The following is a 17,021-nucleotide window of genomic DNA, read 5'->3' as shown; positions in this document are numbered from 1 at the left end:
TTATCAAAACCTAAGGATGGCAAGCAAGTCAGCAGGAAATAAGCAGGATTCAGAAATGTTTTTAGAGATGCTTACTAGAGATCAGCTAATCTGGTCTTCCCAAGCCGTACCTGAAGTTAGCTCGATGGTAATCTTAGGCAGAAGATTTAATGCGTTTCCAATGATGAATCTACTCTCGATGGATTCCCGAGAATTTTACAGATTATTAATTAAAAGTAAAGTAGACTTCTTTGATAAGTACGCTCAAATTCACCCTGAATACTCGGTGCTGTTATCAGCTGGATCGATGAATTTCCTACTCATGCAGGAGCCAACGCAAATAGCACAATCTGTCCGCCAAGTGCTTTATTCTGATCCAAATAAGAAAATCGTGAAGGCCGCACATACCCTTAGCCCCGATGAATTTGACATATTCATCACAGACCTACGCACGTATATTCCTGCTTCATTATTAACCGAGGAAGATTTTAATATGTTAGGATATAGCCTGATGCGCTACGATAAGTACAAGCAAGCCTTATCACTTTTCAAAAACAATCTTGAAAATCATCCAAATTCTGCCAATGTCTATGACTCCATGGGTGAAGGATTGATGGCTCTGGGAAGGGTAGAAGAAGCTGTTCCCCTTTTCAAAAAAGCTGTGGAACTGGGTGCCGAACCTAGACACCGCGATTTTGAGCTCTTCAAAAAGAATTTGATCAAAGGACAAGCAATGCTGGCTGAGAAGGGGAAATAACCTAAATAGGATTTTTATCTCTCCCAGCGACGCTCCAGACAGCTGTACGGGAGGCGCAGCGCTTTAACCTTTTTAGAATAAAAAAACCGAAGTTTTCTCAAACTTCGGTTTTTTTATTAAAACTCCACCCGATAACTTAAAATTGGAATAATCGAGGTTTGATAGGAGGTTTTGATTTCCCTGCTCATAGGTTCGAAGTAGCTGCCATAGATATTTTGGCGGTTGGTGGCGTTTTGGATATCCAGCGCCCACGTGCGAGTGGATTTGGGCTTGTTTTTCTTAAGACTGAAGCGAAGGTCTGTTCGGAAATAAGCAGGATTCTGATCTGTATAGGCTAGGGTTTCATCGTATATTCCTTGGCCTTTTTCTATGGATTCTTCCAGATTGATCGGCGTAGTGCGAAGTCCACCTGAGTAAATCGCGCGAATATTCAGCCCTAGCAACCGCTCTTTTTTGAGTTTAAATTCCTTGCCAGCAGTCAGCGTCACATTGAAATTGCCATTGTAGGCAGTATTTCTCCAGACCTCCTCATTGGTTTTATACTTGGAATTATAGAGAGAGGTGGAAAGCAGGAAGTACAGGTCATTGTGTGTAAACTGCTCCAGCGTCAGCTCCACTCCGTAGTTTTTGCCGTAACCCTCATTCACAAGTGGATCGGTGGCAAAAGTCCATTGCTGATTGATGATTGAATATGTCTCATCCTCACCGCTTTTGATCGGAATATTGAATAAATGCTGGTAATAGGTCTCCACTTTCATACGCAGGTAAGGCGTCAGCGATCGATCATATCCCAACACAAAATGATGCGATTTGCTCAGACCAAGATCCTCATTTGGAAAAGTGATGTGCCCGTTTACATCTTGCTCAGCAAAGTAGGTACCCAGCGGTTGCACCTGAGAATGCAATCCGTAGCCAAAACTTACACGTTGCTTTTCATCCAGCGCATAAGAAGCGCTTAGTCTTGGCTCAATGGAGCTCGAATTGTTCAGCAAAAGTTGAAGGTAATGCAAGCCGACATTAAAAGTCAGGCGTTCACTGGCACGGTAATTCAGTTGGGAAAAAGCCTGAATACTCTGCGTATTGCCCTTAGAATTAATATTGGTTTGCAGGCCTTGTGTCTCTTCATAGAAGTCGTCTTCGCGAAGATTGTAATAAAGTTGATTCACATAAAACCCAGATCTCAAACTCGCTTTTGCAGAAAACTTGGTGTTCAGGACAGAGCTAAGTGTGATTTTCGAATTGCTGTAATTTTCATAATAGCGATCCTGAAACTGCAAATCGTCATTCAATCTTGATTCTGTGGTACCCAAGGAATTTCCTGAAGCCAGCACGGCAGTTTGGAGGAAATTCGCTTCGTTCAAGATGTAAGAATGCTTTATACCCACAGCTCCAGTATTAGAGAAAAAGGTACTTCCATAGCGATCACCTTCAGATTCCCATACCAACGAATCCGTCAATGCATCACCTTCCTGATCACTCACTCCACCAAATCCAAATAGGGTAATGGTGCTTTTCGGTCCAGTTGGCAAATAGATATTAAAGGACAAATCCTGAAAATTGGTCACAAAATCACCCAGTGGAAGACCGATTTTCGAAAGCATGGAAAGGGTGGAATAGCGGTAATTGATGAGATATGAACCCTTGTAGTTCTTGGCAATAGGCCCTTCTGCTGCCAGATCCAAACCTAGAAATCCTGCCTGAAGCGTAAATTCCTGATTTTCAGTATTCCCTTTTCGCAGGCTCAAATCAAAAACTCCCGAAAGCGCATTGCCATATTCCGCAGGAAAAGCTCCCGTCAGGAAATCCGAATTTGCCAGCAACTGAGAACTTAAGATAGACACACCGCCACCCGAAGTACCTGGGTTCACAAAATGATTTGGATTTGGGATATCGATTCCCTCCATTCGCCAAAGCAAACCATTCGGACTATTTCCACGAATGGAGATATTATTATTACCATCATCTGTACTGGTGACACCTGAGAAAGAAGCCGCCATTCGGCCAGGATCATTTACTGCAGCGGCAAACTTCCTTGCTTCCTCCACAGAGAAAGTTCGTCCACTGACCTGAATCATGTCATTGATCGTTCTGTCTTTATCCGTGGCTGTGACGACGAATTCGTCGATTTGAGTAATGTCTTCTTCCAAAGGAATAGTCAGGACGACTTCCTTACCAGAATTGAGTTGGACATTTGGAAAGATAATTTCCTTAAAGCCGATAAAACTTACCTTGAGCGAGTAGCTACCCAGAGGCAAATCAGCGAGTTTGAAATCTCCATCAATAGCAGTGGTCGTGCCTATTACTGGATCCGAACCCAAAATAACCACCGTTGCGCCAGGCATGGGAGCCTTGGTGATTTGGTCGATCACCGTGCCACGAATAGTCTGTGTGAGTTGTTGCGCTTGCAGGGAACTGATTGCCATGAAAAATATTACCCAAAGAACCTTTGTAAACGAATTCATAATAATTGGTTTAGTTTGGATCTATGACATGCGAAAGGGCATTTACCCTTAGTGGGGTTTAAAGTTTCTTGCTGTGGATTTATACCTCTCGCCACTCCGCAACGGCTCAGCGCTTTAACGCCGAAGCACGGCCGCAAAGCGCGTTTATATCTCCCACTCGTCGCAGTCGGGCGATTTTTTGAAAGTCATAAGGATAAAATAGGCACTGAAAGTGCGCCATAACTTAGCCTAGGGTGTAGCGAAGCGAAGCCCTAGGTATTGAAAAACGACGATGACTAAGCGCTGAAAGCGCGAAATCCTCAATTATACTAGCCTATGCATCTTGCTGCCCTACGCCCTTTTCCATTTTTTAAATCTTTACTTTTGCGCCCTTGTAAGTATACTACCATGGAAAAGGAAATAAAATCTGTTACTCAAGTGAAAATCACACAGGAACAAATCGCGGAGTGCATTGCTGTGCTGGAGGGCTTGAACGCTGATACAGACCAAATTTTTGACATCCCAAAGGAAAGTAGGACTGCGCTCCTGATGGCTGCGGGGCAATTTTCCCGACCAAGTAAGGAGGAACTTGCCGAGCGAAAAAAGGGAGCCAAAAAAATCCATCGAAAGAAAATTGCTGACAAAGACAAAACTGCCCGAAAGACCACCGGTATTCGCTCTGCGCGTGAAGCATCGGTTTTCATCGCTCCTAGTATGCTGGCATTGACTGGCAAAGAAACTGATGAAGCCATCCAACTCGAATCGCCTCGGGAATGTTATGTCTGCAAAGTTTCCTTTGACAGGCTGCATCATTTCTACGATACCATGTGTCCGAGTTGTGGAGATTTCAATTATGCCAAGCGTTTTCAAACGACAAATCTGGTAGGCCAAGTGGCTTTGGTGACTGGTTCCAGGCTGAAAATCGGCTACCATATCACGCTGATGATGCTTCGAGCTGGAGCTTCGGTGATTGCCACGACTAGATTCCCGGTGGATTCTGCTTTGCGATTCGCCAAAGAACCTGATTTCAGCGAATGGGGCAACAGACTTCACATCCATGGCTTGGATTTGAGGCATATCCCAAGTGTGGAGATTTTTTGCAATTACATCGAACAGCAATACGATCGCTTGGATGTGCTGATCAATAATGCCGCGCAGACAGTTCGCCGACCATCTGGCTTCTATCAGCATTTGATGGAAAATGAGGCCTTGGCTTGGACTGATCTGTCTTCCGCTTCGCAAAAATTACTTTCTGATCACCATGCTTGTCTGCAAGAGATTCGCATTCTCAGTCAGGAATTTGCCGAAGGCGAAAGCAAAAACCTGCCTGTTTCATGGCATGGAAAACAACTGGGAATCGGACTCACTTCCTCCGCCCAGCTTACGCAAATTCCCTATAGCATTGATGATTCCTTGAGCTCCGAGGAGATTTTCCCGATTGGCAAACTTGACGCTGACCTTCAGCAGGTGGATCTGAGAAAGACGAATAGCTGGCGACTAAAGCTTGGAGAAATCCACACCAACGAAATGCTGGAAGTACAGCTGGTAAATTCTGTGGCACCTTTCGTCCTTTGCAATCGCCTCGTGAATATCATGAAGAAAGACAATACGGGCAAAAAACACATCATCAATGTATCTGCGATGGAAGGAAAATTTCATCAGTTCCACAAGGAAGCCCGCCATCCCCATACCAATATGGCCAAGGCCGCACTGAATATGATGACACTTACTTCTGCGGCAGAGTTACCGAAATTCGGGATTTACACCAATGCCGTGGATACGGGCTGGGTGACAGATGAGGATCCCGCGGAACTGGCGAAGAGAAAGCAAGATCTGCATGACTTCCAACCCCCATTGGATATCGTCGATGGAGCTGCTCGTGTGATGGATCCGCTATTTGAGGGGATCAATACAGGTAAGCATTGGAACGGGAAGTTTCTGAAGGATTATATGCCGACTAGCTGGTAAAGTACTAATGGGGTCTCGCGGCGGCGCAACGGCGCGGCTATATTGAGTGGCGGATTTATATCTCTCGCCACGGCGCAAAGGCGCAGTTTACTTTGAAAGAACATTAACCACGGTGGACACAGAGATTTTCACGGTGAGCGCGACGTTCGTCATTTCGAGAAATAGGAACTACGACGAAGCAATCTCTAATCTCACGTATCGATGTTTAATCTATCTGCCTAACAACTTCCTTAATAATTTCAGCCATCACAGGCTCGGCTTTGGCGGCAGCAGCAAGTACAAAGGCTATGGTAACTGGCAGAATTTTACCTTCTACACCCAAGTCCGTAATTGCAGAAACCCCAAAAACTTCGATTCCCATTTGTCTAGCCACAATCACCTCAGGCACTGTACTCATCCCTACAGCATCAGCACCTATACTTCTGATATATTTGTATTCAGCAGGAGTCTCCAGGTTTGGACCTTGCACTCCTGCATAGACTCCGGTATGAACTCTGAAATTATTTGCTTTGGCAAAACCCAACGCAATGGCAAGCAGATCCGCTGAATAGGCATCGCTCATATCAGGAAATCTTGGGCCAAATTCCTCGTAATGCTTTCCACGAAGTGGGCTCTCGGGAAACAAATCGATCTGATCACGAATCAACATCACATCCCCCACTTCCTGATCTGGATTCAAGCCACCGCATGCATTGGAAACTAGCAGCGTTTTCACTCCAAGCTTTTTCATAACTCGCACTGGAAAAGTAACTTCCTGCATGGAATAGCCTTCGTAGTAATGAAAACGTCCTTTCATAGCCATTACTTTTTTTCCAGAAAGCTCCCCGAAAACCAATTTGCCTGAATGGCTTTCTACAGTAGAAAGAGGGAAATGAGGAATATCAGCGAAGTCAATTTCCTTTTCAACGGTGATCTGATCACCCAAATGTCCAAGTCCTGTTCCGAGTATGATAGCGATTGATACTTCACTAGTATATTGCGAGCGAATAAAAGAAGCTGCTTCTGATATTTGATTTAAGTAGTTCATAAGGAGTAATTTGCCTGCCCTAAAGATATAAATTACCTACCATTCTCGAACAAATAGCCGTGCAAGAGTGTATTCCTTTCAGAAAAAACAAAAAATGATCAAGATAATCGTAGGAACAAACCGCAAGAATTCTGTTTCAAAAACCATAGCTGAGCTTTATCAAAATATTCTAACTGAGAAAGGAGAACAATCCGATATTATCGAATTGGAGCATTTACCCAGTGATTTCATTGATAATGCGCTCTATGAAAACAACGGGAAGCATGAGTTGTACAATGAGTTCCACGATCAATTGGTAGGCGGGAAAAAGTTTGTTTTCATCGTACCTGAGTACAACGGTTCTTTCCCTGGAATACTAAAAACCTTCATCGACGGAATGACCTATCCTAATACTTTTAGAAATAAAAAATGTGCTTTGGTGGGTATTTCATCTGGAATAGGCGGGGGTGGCATCGCAATGAGCCACCTTACCGACATCTTCCATTATCTGGGTATGCATGTCCTTGCTCTCAAGCCGAAGCTTGCTAAAATAGAGCAAAATATGTCAGATAACCTGCTCACCAACAGGTTGTACTTGGACTTGCTGCAAACCCAGGCAGACATGCTGCTTGAATTTTAGGACTTAGTCCACATTATCATGCAGAAATCTATTATTTCCTAGAATCTCATTGTCATCACTCAGGTTGTACTTACTGATGCTTTGCTCTGAGCTGTGCTGAGGTTCGTTCAATACTACGTTTTTACGCTGATAAGCTGGCACTTCCATTTTCTCCTTCAATTCTTCTGGAGTCGGATTGAAAGCACGGTTACCTTTTAGCTTTTCGAAACGCTCATGAGCTCTCTGAATTGCCTTCTGCTTCATTTGCTCATAGTAATCATTTGCAAAAGCCGGCGTAGTTGGCTCTTCTTCTTTCTTAGGCTCATTTACACTTTTCTTTTCCTCCTCTTCTTCGAAAAGATCATGTACGATTTTCTCCTGGGCAGGCTTAGGCGCTTCAGCTTTCACTTCTTCCTTAGGCTTCATGAAAGAGAATAGACTTTCTTTCTTTACAGCTGGCTTAGGAGCTTCCATAGGCTCTTCTCTCTTAGGAGTTTCAGCCATAGGCTTCACCTCCGGAGCAGAAGCTGGTATTGGCGCAGGAGTTTTTGGCATAGAGAATACAAAAGTAGATCCGTTGGCAACTGGCTCCTCTTTTACCTTCTCAGATTTGCCAGAGTCCAAATTGATCACTGTTTTTTCTTCTTCTACTTCTTCTACCGGAGTGCTTGCCACTGGAGTAGGTGCTGAAATTGCGACTGCCTTTGCTGCTTCCACCTTCTTGCTAGCACCTTGTAATCTGTCCATTTCAAAACCTGTGGCAATCACAGTGACACGGATAGCTTTGCCCAATTCCGGATCAATACCCTGACCGAAAATAACCTCAGCATTATCACCCGCTTTCTCCTGGATGTACTCAGTGATTTCGCTGAGTTCGTCCATAGACAATTCCTCGTCTTCGCCAGACATGATGGAAAGAAGTATCTTCTCAGCTCCTTTGATATCCACATTGTTTAGCAATGGAGAAGAGATCGCAGCACCGGCAGCACGGATCGCACGTCCTTCGCCTTCCTCAGTGGAAGAACCCATCACGGCAGCACCAGCGTCTTTCATTACAGTTTTCACATCTTCAAAATCCACGTTGACATCCTGATGCACAGTGATGATCTCCGCGATAGATCTTGCAGCAGTAGATAGAATATCATCTGCTTTGCTGAAAGCAGTTCTGATGGCAAGATTACCATAGATCTCTCTCAATTTGTCATTCAAAATAACCAGTACCGTATCACAGTTCTCACGAAGAGCTTCAATACCTGCCTGGGCTACATTCATTTTCTTCTTTCCTTCGAACATGAATGGAGCGGTCACAATACCCACAGTAAGGATATTAAGTTCTTTCGCGATTCTAGCTACCACAGGAGCTGCACCTGTACCGGTCCCTCCACCCATTCCAGCTGTAATAAATACCATTTTGGTGTTATCAGCCAATAGCTCACGGATCTCATCCTCTGATTCTATCGCTGCATTTCTTCCCTGCTCAGGATTTGCGCCAGCGCCTAGACCTTCGGTCAAATTAGCGCCAAGTTGCAATCTGAGTGGAACTGGGCTAGACTTAAGTGCTTGAGCATCGGTATTGACTACCACAAACTCTACGTCCTTAATCCCTAGACCAAACATGTGGTTTACGGCATTAGAACCGCCTCCACCTACGCCGATTACTTTTATAATCGACTTCGGGTTTTTGTGTAAATCAAATCTATAATCTTTCATGTTATCTGACATATTTATTGTTTTTGGTGAAATTTTCAATGGTTGTTTTTAGTGGGTTTTTAAATTGGGAAATTAGCAGCAAAGCCAGCAACCTCACCCAATCATAAGCCCTAGTAGGTAGTATCGTCTCCGATGTCATCGCTGAGAATTCCTTTCAGTCTTCCGGCGATTTTGCCGAATATATCTTTTGGATTGATGTCCATACTCTTCGCTTTTTTCACCGGTTTGCCGTTGGCAGTGCGATTAGTATATCCTTGATCTCTGTCGTCAAGCGCTTTAAAGCCCGCAAGTACCAAACCTACCGAAGTAGCATACATTGGGCTTTTCACTTCCTCTACCACCGACTTGCCCAAATGCTCATTTGGATAGCCGATTCTGGTGTCCAGTCCAGTCATGTATTCAAATAACTGACTGACGAATTGCAGCTGAGCACCACCACCTGTGAGGACTATTCCGCCTGCCAGTTTTTTATAATGCCCACTTTGCATGATCTCATTCTGCACGATCTCAATGATCTCTTCCATTCTTGCCTGAATAATGGAAGCCAAGTTTCGAATCGAGATTTCCTTTGGTGCTCTATTTCTCAGGCCTGGAATGGACACGATCTCGTTTGGATTTGCTTCTTCTGTGATGGCTTTGCCAAATTTTGTTTTCAGCAGCTCCGCCTGATTTTGCATTACCATGCAGCCTTCTTTAATATCCTTGGTAATGATGTTTCCACCCAAGGGAATCACTGCGGTGTGACGGATAATATTCTCGTAGAAAATGGCAATGTCTGTAGTTCCGCCACCTATGTCTATCAGGCAAACACCTGCTTCTTTCTCATCGTCACTCAATACAGAAAGTGAACTTGCTAGTGGCTCAAGAATTAACTGCTTGGAAACTAATTCTGCACGGCGAACACATCTGTTGATATTATTGATGGCGGTAGTCTGAGCTGTGATGATATGGAAATCTGCTTCCAGACGTGTACCAGACATCCCGACAGGATCTTTGATGCCACCTTCGTAATCCACGGTGTAATCCTGTGGCATTACGTGAATAATAGTATTTCCCGGAGGAATAAGAATGTTTTCCATTTCGCTGGAAAGTCTCCTTACGTCTTCTATCGTGATCTCATCATCCGACGGCTGACGCATAATACTGCCACTCTGAATTTTGCTTTGGATATGCTGCCCTGCGATCCCTACTATGACATCCACGATGTCCACATTCGCCATTTCTGACGCTTCTTCCACAGCCTTTTCTATAGCATGAACGGTCTTGTCGATATTGGTAACCATGCCACGATCCACTCCGTCCGAAACTGCTTTGCCCATGCCCAGCACCTCGAGTTTGCCATACTCATTTTTGCGCCCCACGATGACACAGATTTTGGTTGTCCCAATATCCAGTCCTACTATCAATTCTTTATTTTCCATATCCAAGCTATTATTCACAGACGATTTGATCCTTAAACTTTACACTTACCCGATCGTAAGCATTCCAACCCTTGCGGGGCAATATCTCCTTATAAAAGACCGCTATTCGGTCAAACTTATTTGCTATATCATGTGCATCCCCTAACTCGATGATTTGTCTTCCCACTTGCTGAAAAAGACGAATGTCATCCTTGGAATTGACTTCCAACTCGGTGATCTGCGCATTCCAAAATTCATCTTCTGTAATGAACTCGATCAAGTCCAATAACTCAGGCATGTCAGCTGTGATATCACCTTGGTCCATTAACTTTTCTGCATAGTCACCTTCCAAAATCAACACACGGCTGGTGTATGAAGTGGAAGTAGGAATAACTTTACCCTCGGTAGTGATATACCCATCAGCTCCCCAAGGCTGGGCAATCCTTGCAATCGGCTGATGCTGGCTGATTTTCAAATTCAAAATGCCTTTCTGGCCAAGCATTGCTTCCACAGATTTGATAAAAGGATGACCAAGCAGTCTAGTTTCGATTTCTTTCATCGGTACTTCTTTTAGCATCAATCCTGCTTTCAAATCTGGAAATGCCTCGCTGAGGATTTTTGTGATTTCCGCATCCTCCACGAAATACACTCCACTCACCCCTTCAATATCTATTTCACTGCCTTGAAAAGTTTTATAAAGTGTCTGCTTTTCCACAAAACCAATAAAGCCACCCAGCACAAGACTGAGCACTACAAAAGCGAGCATTTTCATTACGTTTGCCTTTGTCATGGTACATATCGGTTAAGTCGTTCTTTCATCCAGGAAGCAATCTCTGGCACCAATCGATCTATATCTCCAGCACCCAGCGTCACCAAAACCTCCGGAGAAGTCCGATCCAAATGACTAATCAAATCCTCTTTTGCCACCAATTCCTTGTGACCTGTATTGATCCCATCGAGCAGCATCGCAGCATTAACTCCCTCGATAGGAAGCTCCCTCGCAGGATAGATATCCAACAAAATCACTGAGTCTGCCAGCGATAGACTTTCCGAGAAGCCTGCGGCAAAATCTCTCGTACGTGTGAACAAATGCGGCTGGAATATCACAGTCAACTTTTTGGTAGGGAACATCGCACGAACCGAACTTAGGCAAGCTCTGATCTCCTCTGGATGATGCGCATAGTCATCGATGAAGACCTGATTTCCTTCATTCACATGAATTTCAAATCTTCTCTTTACTCCTTTGAAAGAGCTGATTCCTTTTCTAATCTGTTCTTCTGAAATCTGGTGATCCAAGGCTATAGCTATTGCTGCCAAGGCATTTTCTACGTTATGAAAGCCTGGAATAAATAACTCCAAACCTTTGATCTCCTGCTTTCCATCCAAATAGTCAAACACAAATGATCCTGATCTAGCCTGAATATTCTCAGCACCAATACCAGTTGACCTCAACCCATATTCTCGGGTAGCTACTTTCGGAAGCTTACCTTCTCCCAGTCTTTGCGCAGCATGCTGCTGTATGTATAATCTTCCCTTTTTATCTACCAGATTGACAAACTCAAGGAATCCATCCAAAATGTGCTGTTCGTCTCCATAGATATCCAAATGATCCGGATCGGCACTTGTGAGTACAATTTCATTGGGATGAAGTCTGAGGAACGAGCGGTCAAACTCATCCGCTTCTACCACTACCAGTGATGGCTCTTTAGACTTTTTACCTCCAATAATGAGATTGCTCTGATAGTTCTGAGTGATTCCTCCAAGGAATGCCACTACAGGTTTCCCTGCAGATTTCAGCATATGAGCGATCATGGAAGAAGTGGTCGTCTTGCCATGTGTACCTGCTACAGCAATAGTGTAATAGGAACTAGTCACCATCCCCAGAACTTCAGATCTCTTCTTGAGCTGGAAGCCATTATCCCTGAAGAAATTCAGCTGAGCGCTTTCTTTCGGCATAGCCGGAGTCCAGATGATCATTGCTTTCTCAGGACTGTCGGTGATGACATTCGGAATAGTCTCCAATTTATCTTCGAAGGAAATCTGCATTCCTTCAGCGACCAACTCATCCGTGAGCGGCGAAGGCGTACGGTCATAGCCGGACACAGCATATCCTTCATGACGGAACCATCGGGCCAAGGCACTCATGCCTATGCCACCGATTCCGATCAAATGGACGCTATTTATTCCTTCGAAATTCATGCAATCAATTGTTCTATTTCTTCCACTATGGCGTTTGCCGCATATGGCTTAGCCAGATTCTTTATATTTTTCCCCAATACTTCAGACAGCCTGCTGTCCTTGATTAGCTCATTTACTTTTTGTTCCAAAGCGCCTACTGCTTCTGAGTCCCTCAAAAGCAAAGCTGCCTCATGGATTACATAAGCCATCGCATTTTTGGTCTGATGATCTTCTGCCACATTTGGAGAAGGGATGAAAATCACGGGCTTGCCTACCAGCGAAAGTTCTGAAACTGATAATGCTCCGGCTCTTGACACGATCACATTCGCCGCTGCATAGGCCAAATCCATTTCGCGGATAAATTCATGCAGATGAATTGTTGTGAGGCCTGAATCGGCCAGCTTGGATTTCATTTCTTGGAAATAAAACTTGCCACATTGCCAAAGCACCTGATAACCTTCTTCATCCAGTTTTCGCATATCCTTCAGCACTGCTTGATTGAGCGTTCTAGCTCCAAGTGAGCCTCCCAAAACCAAGAGAGTTTTCTTAGCTGGATCAAGTCCGAAATGCGCCAATGCCTTTTCTCTTTTTCCCGATAAATCAAGGATATCCTTGCGGACAGGGTTGCCTGTGTATGCAATTCTGTCAGCTGGGAAAAATCGATCCATCTCAGGATAAGCGACACAGATCTTTTTGGCTCTTTTAGCCAGAATCTTATTAGTCAAGCCAGCGTAGGAGTTTTGCTCCTGTACCAGCGTAGGAATACCTTTTCTTTGCGCAGCATATAGAACTGGCCCGCTTGCATAGCCACCTACTCCTACCACTGCATCCGGATCAAAGTCCTTGATGATTTGCGAAGCTTGAGTCAGGCTTTTCAATAATTTGAAAGGAAATTTGAGGTTTTCAAGTGATAAGCTTCTCTGCAGACCAGCGACTGGAAGTCCTATGATTTTGTACCCAGCCTCAGGGACTTTTTGCATTTCCATTTTGCCCAAAGCACCCACAAATAAGATCTCGCTAGAAGGATGCTTTTCCTTCCAGGCATTAGCGATAGCGATAGCCGGATAGATATGTCCTCCGGTGCCTCCACCACTGATCAAAATGCGATATGTGCGCTGTGAGTTAATAATTATGCGGTTTTAAGTCTTGTCTTATTTCCAAAAGCGGGGCTAGTCTGCGATTCGTCTTGATGATCACCACGACTTACCGAGAGAATAATTCCCAGAGAAATCCCCGTAAACACTAAGGATGTCCCTCCCATGCTCAATAGCGGAAGTGGCAAACCTGTAATCGGCACCAAGCCAACTGCCACAGCCATATTTACCAAGGCCTGTATCACCAATGCGAAACTCAGTCCTGCAGATAGTAATCCTCCAAATGCTTTATTTGAATTTGCCACGATTCGCATGCCTCTGTATAGAAGCGCGAGGTAAAGGAACAGCACGGAGAACCCCCCAATCAATCCATATTCCTCGATGATAATGGCGTATATAAAATCCGAATACGGATGCGGAAGTGAGTTTCTTTGTTCACTGTTTCCTGGTCCTTTTCCACTGATTCCACCCGTCGCAATGGCGATGTAAGACTGCTCAGCCTGGAAAGGAATTTCGTCTTCGTTCATGAAGTCCTCTACACGTGATACTAGCGTAGCTCCTCTTTGTCCTATGAATCCGGCAGCTGTCAATCCCAATGCTCCAACCATTAATACCAATGCGAGATACTTGACCGGCACTCGACCGATGAACATGATCAGTAGACAAGTTATTAGCAGTAAAATCGCGGTGGAGAAATTGGCCAAAGCGATCAAGCCACAAATCAATCCTATGGCGAAAATGACAGGCACGAAAGTGCTTTTAAAGCTCTTTATATCTTTTTGTCTCTTGGCGAGCATCAGAGCTATGGCAGATATCAAGGCTAGTTTTGCCAAATCTGAAGGCTGAAATGCTTGGTTTATTACCGGGATAGTGATCCAACGATTGGCCTCATTGATGTTGGAGCCAAACAGGTAAGTCACCAGCAAAAGTGGGATAGAGATTATCACTCCCAATCGAGCATAGACTGCGTACTTTCTGTAGGGCACTTTATGTGCTAGCCACATCACCACAAGCGATATAAATATCAAGGTGGAGTGCCTGATCAGGTAGATTTCTGTGTTGCCACCGGCATACTTATAGGCCAAAGAACCCGTAGCAGAATACACTACCAGAATACTGAAAAGAGACAATAGAATGACAATGCCCCAGATAATTGGGTCGCCTTTGAAATTCCTGTCTATCCATGCTTTAAACTCACTCATGCGATGGCTTTCGGTTTAAGGTTCTCTACTGCCACACGGAATTGCATCCCGCGATCTTCATAATTTCTGAACAAATCAAAACTTGCACAGGCTGGTGATAGCAATACTATATCTCCTGACTCTGCAAGTTCCTGTCCCCAATTCACCGCTTCAGCGATATCCTGAGTTTCCCGGATATCAGCTATTGCGCCAGCAAATGCCATTTTCAATTTATCATTGTCTTTACCCAAGCAGATCAGGCATTTCACTTTTTCTGTCGATGGTAAAAGAATGGAGTAATCATTTCCTTTATCCACGCCTCCGGCAATCCAGATCAATGGATTCTCGTAGCTCGCCAAAGCATATGCAGTGGCCTCCACATTAGTTCCTTTGCTGTCGTTGATGAACTTCACTCCATCCAATTCTCTGATCTGCTCCATTCGGTGAGGAGCGTTTTTGAAATTCTGGAAACTAAGCATCAAATCCACATCGCTCACTCCTGCGATCAAAGCCGCAGATCCTGCACAAAGCGCATTGAGTAGATTGTGCTTTCCTTGGATAGAAAGTGAATCCACCGGAACACTGACGGACTCTCCAGCAATAGCATAGGTCAATGTCTCCCCATCTGTCCAAGCCCCCGCTTTTTGAACTTCCAAAGCAGAAACCCACAGTGTGGATGCTCTTATATTATTATTCTCCAAACCTTTTATGGTCAAAGCATCTTCTGCAAAAAGAATTGCCTGATCGTCTAAAGTCATATTCTTGAAGATCCCAAACTTGGAATCTATGTAATGCTCAATTTTGTACTCATATCGGTCCAAGTGATCCGGAGTGATATTACAAAGGATCGCTATTGTCGGTTTGAAATCCACAAAGCCATCAATCTGGAAACTACTGCACTCGATCACCCACCACTTGTGATCTTCTTCCAGCAATTGGCCAGCCCAGCTTTTACCTACATTTCCTGCCAACCCCACATCCAACCCTGCTTCTTTCATCAGATGATAAGTAAGAAGTGTGGTCGTGGTCTTTCCATTCGTTCCGGTGATCGCAATCACTTTCCCTTTGCTGTAGCCAAATGCAAACTCTAACTCATCGATAATAGGAATACCTGCCAGCGAAGCCTTAGCTACTATTTCTGTCATAGGTGAAATTCCCGGACTCTTGATGATCAGTTCGGCATCAAGGATTTTCTCCTGCGAGTGTTTCCCTTCTTCAAAAGAAATTCCCAACCGCTCCATCTCAGCTTTTCTGGCTGGGGAAATCTGTCCTCCATCCGAAACGAAAATGGCATAGCCCTTCTGTCTGGCAAGCATTGCTGCTCCCAATCCGCTTTCTCCTGCGCCCAGAATGACTATTTTTTTCATCTGTTTATATTTGTTTTTTAAAGGTCATATGGAATCTCGCATGGTTGTCCCGATAGCCATCGGGACATCCTAGTGTTTGACGAATAGTTCATGCTCGATTTCATTTCTATTATCTAAGTTTTAGTGTTGCCAAAGTGATAACAGCAAGCAAAATCCCCACAATCCAGAATCGCGTTACAATCTTGGCTTCAGGAATATTTTTCTTTTGGTAATGGTGATGTAGCGGAGACATCAAGAATATTCTCCTGCCTTCACCGTATTTTTTTCTGGAGTATTTGAAATAGCCCACTTGGAGCATTACACTGACATTTTCGATCACAAAGACTCCGCACATCAATGGTATCAGCAATTCTTTGCGAAGCGCCAAAGCCAAAACGGCTATCACTCCACCCAGCATCAAACTGCCAGTGTCACCCATGAAAACCTGAGCCGGGTAGGCGTTGTACCACAGGAATCCCACACATGCGCCAATAAATGCCGAAGCGAAAATCACCAGCTCACCTGAGTTGGGGATGTACATGATATTGAGGTAAGATGAGAAAATGGCATTACCGGAGAGGTATGCGAAAATCGCAATCGTCAATCCAATGATGGCTGAGGTTCCAGCTGCAAGTCCGTCAATTCCATCCGTGATATTTGCTCCGTTAGAAACCGCCGTGATAATGAAAGTCACCACGAAAATGTAAAGAATCGGAGTCATCGCCTCGCCCATAAAGCCTAGCAAAGTCTCGTAATTCAGCTCATTGTTTTTGGTGAAAGGAATAGTGGTTTTAGCCACTTTTACATCTCTGAAAGCCGAAGTTTCTACTACGCCTTCTTCGATGGAAACTGAATTTGGGAATTCACGGATTACCACACTTTCATTGAAATAAAGCGTAGAGCCTACGATGATACCAATCCCCACCTGACCGATGATCTTGAATCTACCAGCAAGCCCTTCCTTGTTTTTCTTGAAAATCTTGATGTAATCATCTATAAAACCAATCGTTCCCAGCCAAACGGTGGTGATGAGCAGAAGAATGATGTAGATATTATTCAGGTCTGCGAAAAGCAAAGTCGGGATCAAAATCGCAGCCATGATCATCAGGCCACCCATGGTAGGAGTACCTTTTTTCTCCTCCTGTCCTTCCAGACCAAGATCTCTTACTGTTTCTCCGATCTGCTTATTTCTGATCCAAGCGATAATCTTGTGACCAAAAGAGATGGTAATGACCAATGAAAAAAGCGCTGCCATTCCCGCACGAAACGAGATGTATCGAAACACCCCTGTTCCGGGGATATCCAGCACTTTGTCCAAATAATCAAAAATTGGATATAACAT

13 protein-coding genes are annotated in these 17,021 nt (G+C 44.3%); 3 read left to right on the top strand and 10 right to left on the bottom strand.

Translation table 11 applies throughout. From position 1 onward, the window contains the following. Positions 1-736 (top strand): tetratricopeptide repeat protein (locus BVH04_RS22515; protein WP_394335242.1); only part of this gene is annotated, 736 nt, incomplete at its 5' end. Positions 737-852: 116 nt separating this feature from the next. Here BVH04_RS22515 and BVH04_RS22510 read toward each other — a convergent pair. Further along, positions 853-3,198, bottom strand: coding sequence for a TonB-dependent receptor (locus BVH04_RS22510; protein ID WP_086543715.1), 2,346 nt, complete (start codon positions 3,196-3,198; stop codon positions 853-855). A 387-nt stretch (positions 3,199-3,585) separates the two neighbouring features. On the opposite strand from BVH04_RS22510, the gene BVH04_RS22505 reads away from it, so the two are divergent. Then, complete coding sequence (locus BVH04_RS22505; RefSeq protein ID WP_086543714.1) at positions 3,586-5,145, top strand: SDR family oxidoreductase; 1,560 nt, start codon at positions 3,586-3,588, stop codon at positions 5,143-5,145. Between the two features lie 205 nt (positions 5,146-5,350). Here the strand turns inward: BVH04_RS22505 and BVH04_RS22500 are convergent, their stop codons facing one another. Next, positions 5,351-6,172 carry a purine-nucleoside phosphorylase gene (locus tag BVH04_RS22500; protein ID WP_086543713.1) on the bottom strand — a complete coding sequence of 274 codons (822 nt, stop codon included), beginning with the start codon at positions 6,170-6,172 and terminating at the stop codon, positions 5,351-5,353. Between the two features lie 94 nt (positions 6,173-6,266). Here BVH04_RS22500 and BVH04_RS22495 point away from each other — a divergent pair, with 94 nt between their 5' ends. Next, positions 6,267-6,791: an NADPH-dependent FMN reductase gene (locus tag BVH04_RS22495; protein ID WP_086543712.1), complete on the top strand. Its 525-nt coding sequence runs from the start codon at positions 6,267-6,269 to the stop codon at positions 6,789-6,791. 3 nt (positions 6,792-6,794) lie between these two features. Here BVH04_RS22495 and ftsZ read toward each other — a convergent pair whose 3' ends face one another. From ftsZ to mraY, 8 genes are all read right to left on the bottom strand, one after another. Next, on the bottom strand, positions 6,795-8,492 hold the full coding sequence (ftsZ, locus tag BVH04_RS22490) for a cell division protein FtsZ (protein ID WP_240511026.1): 1,698 nt from the start codon (positions 8,490-8,492) through the stop codon (positions 6,795-6,797). 98 nt (positions 8,493-8,590) lie between these two features. Further along, positions 8,591-9,901: a cell division protein FtsA gene (gene ftsA, locus BVH04_RS22485; RefSeq protein ID WP_086543711.1), complete on the bottom strand. Its 1,311-nt coding sequence runs from the start codon at positions 9,899-9,901 to the stop codon at positions 8,591-8,593. A 10-nt stretch (positions 9,902-9,911) separates the two neighbouring features. Next, positions 9,912-10,670, bottom strand: a complete 759-nt coding sequence (locus BVH04_RS22480) for a cell division protein FtsQ/DivIB (RefSeq protein WP_086543710.1) — start codon at positions 10,668-10,670, stop codon at positions 9,912-9,914. After that, entirely contained in the window at positions 10,667-12,079 is a 1,413-nt protein-coding gene (gene murC, locus BVH04_RS22475) for a UDP-N-acetylmuramate--L-alanine ligase (protein WP_086543709.1), read from the bottom strand. Before murC ends, BVH04_RS22480 begins: the two co-directional genes overlap by 4 nt. Beyond that, the gene (gene murG, locus BVH04_RS22470; protein ID WP_086543708.1) at positions 12,076-13,158 is read right to left on the bottom strand and encodes an undecaprenyldiphospho-muramoylpentapeptide beta-N-acetylglucosaminyltransferase; all 1,083 of its coding nucleotides are present in this window, start codon (positions 13,156-13,158) and stop codon (positions 12,076-12,078) included. Before murG ends, murC begins: the two co-directional genes overlap by 4 nt. Before the next feature lie 29 nt (positions 13,159-13,187). Continuing rightward, a complete protein-coding gene (locus BVH04_RS22465; RefSeq protein WP_086543707.1) occupies positions 13,188-14,354 on the bottom strand; it encodes an FtsW/RodA/SpoVE family cell cycle protein in 1,167 nt (388 codons plus the stop codon). After that, on the bottom strand, positions 14,351-15,700 hold the full coding sequence (murD, locus tag BVH04_RS22460) for a UDP-N-acetylmuramoyl-L-alanine--D-glutamate ligase (protein WP_086543706.1): 1,350 nt from the start codon (positions 15,698-15,700) through the stop codon (positions 14,351-14,353). The genes BVH04_RS22465 and murD overlap by 4 nt, the downstream gene beginning before the upstream one ends. 109 nt (positions 15,701-15,809) lie before the next feature. Continuing rightward, a complete protein-coding gene (gene mraY / locus BVH04_RS22455) occupies positions 15,810-17,021 on the bottom strand; it encodes a phospho-N-acetylmuramoyl-pentapeptide-transferase (RefSeq protein ID WP_086543705.1) in 1,212 nt (403 codons plus the stop codon).

This window comes from Algoriphagus antarcticus (genome assembly GCF_002150685.1).
GTDB classification, from domain to species: Bacteria; Bacteroidota; Bacteroidia; order Cytophagales; family Cyclobacteriaceae; genus Algoriphagus; species Algoriphagus antarcticus.
Note: the sequence above shows the minus strand (reverse complement) of the source record. Positions and strands in the feature narration are given on the sequence as shown.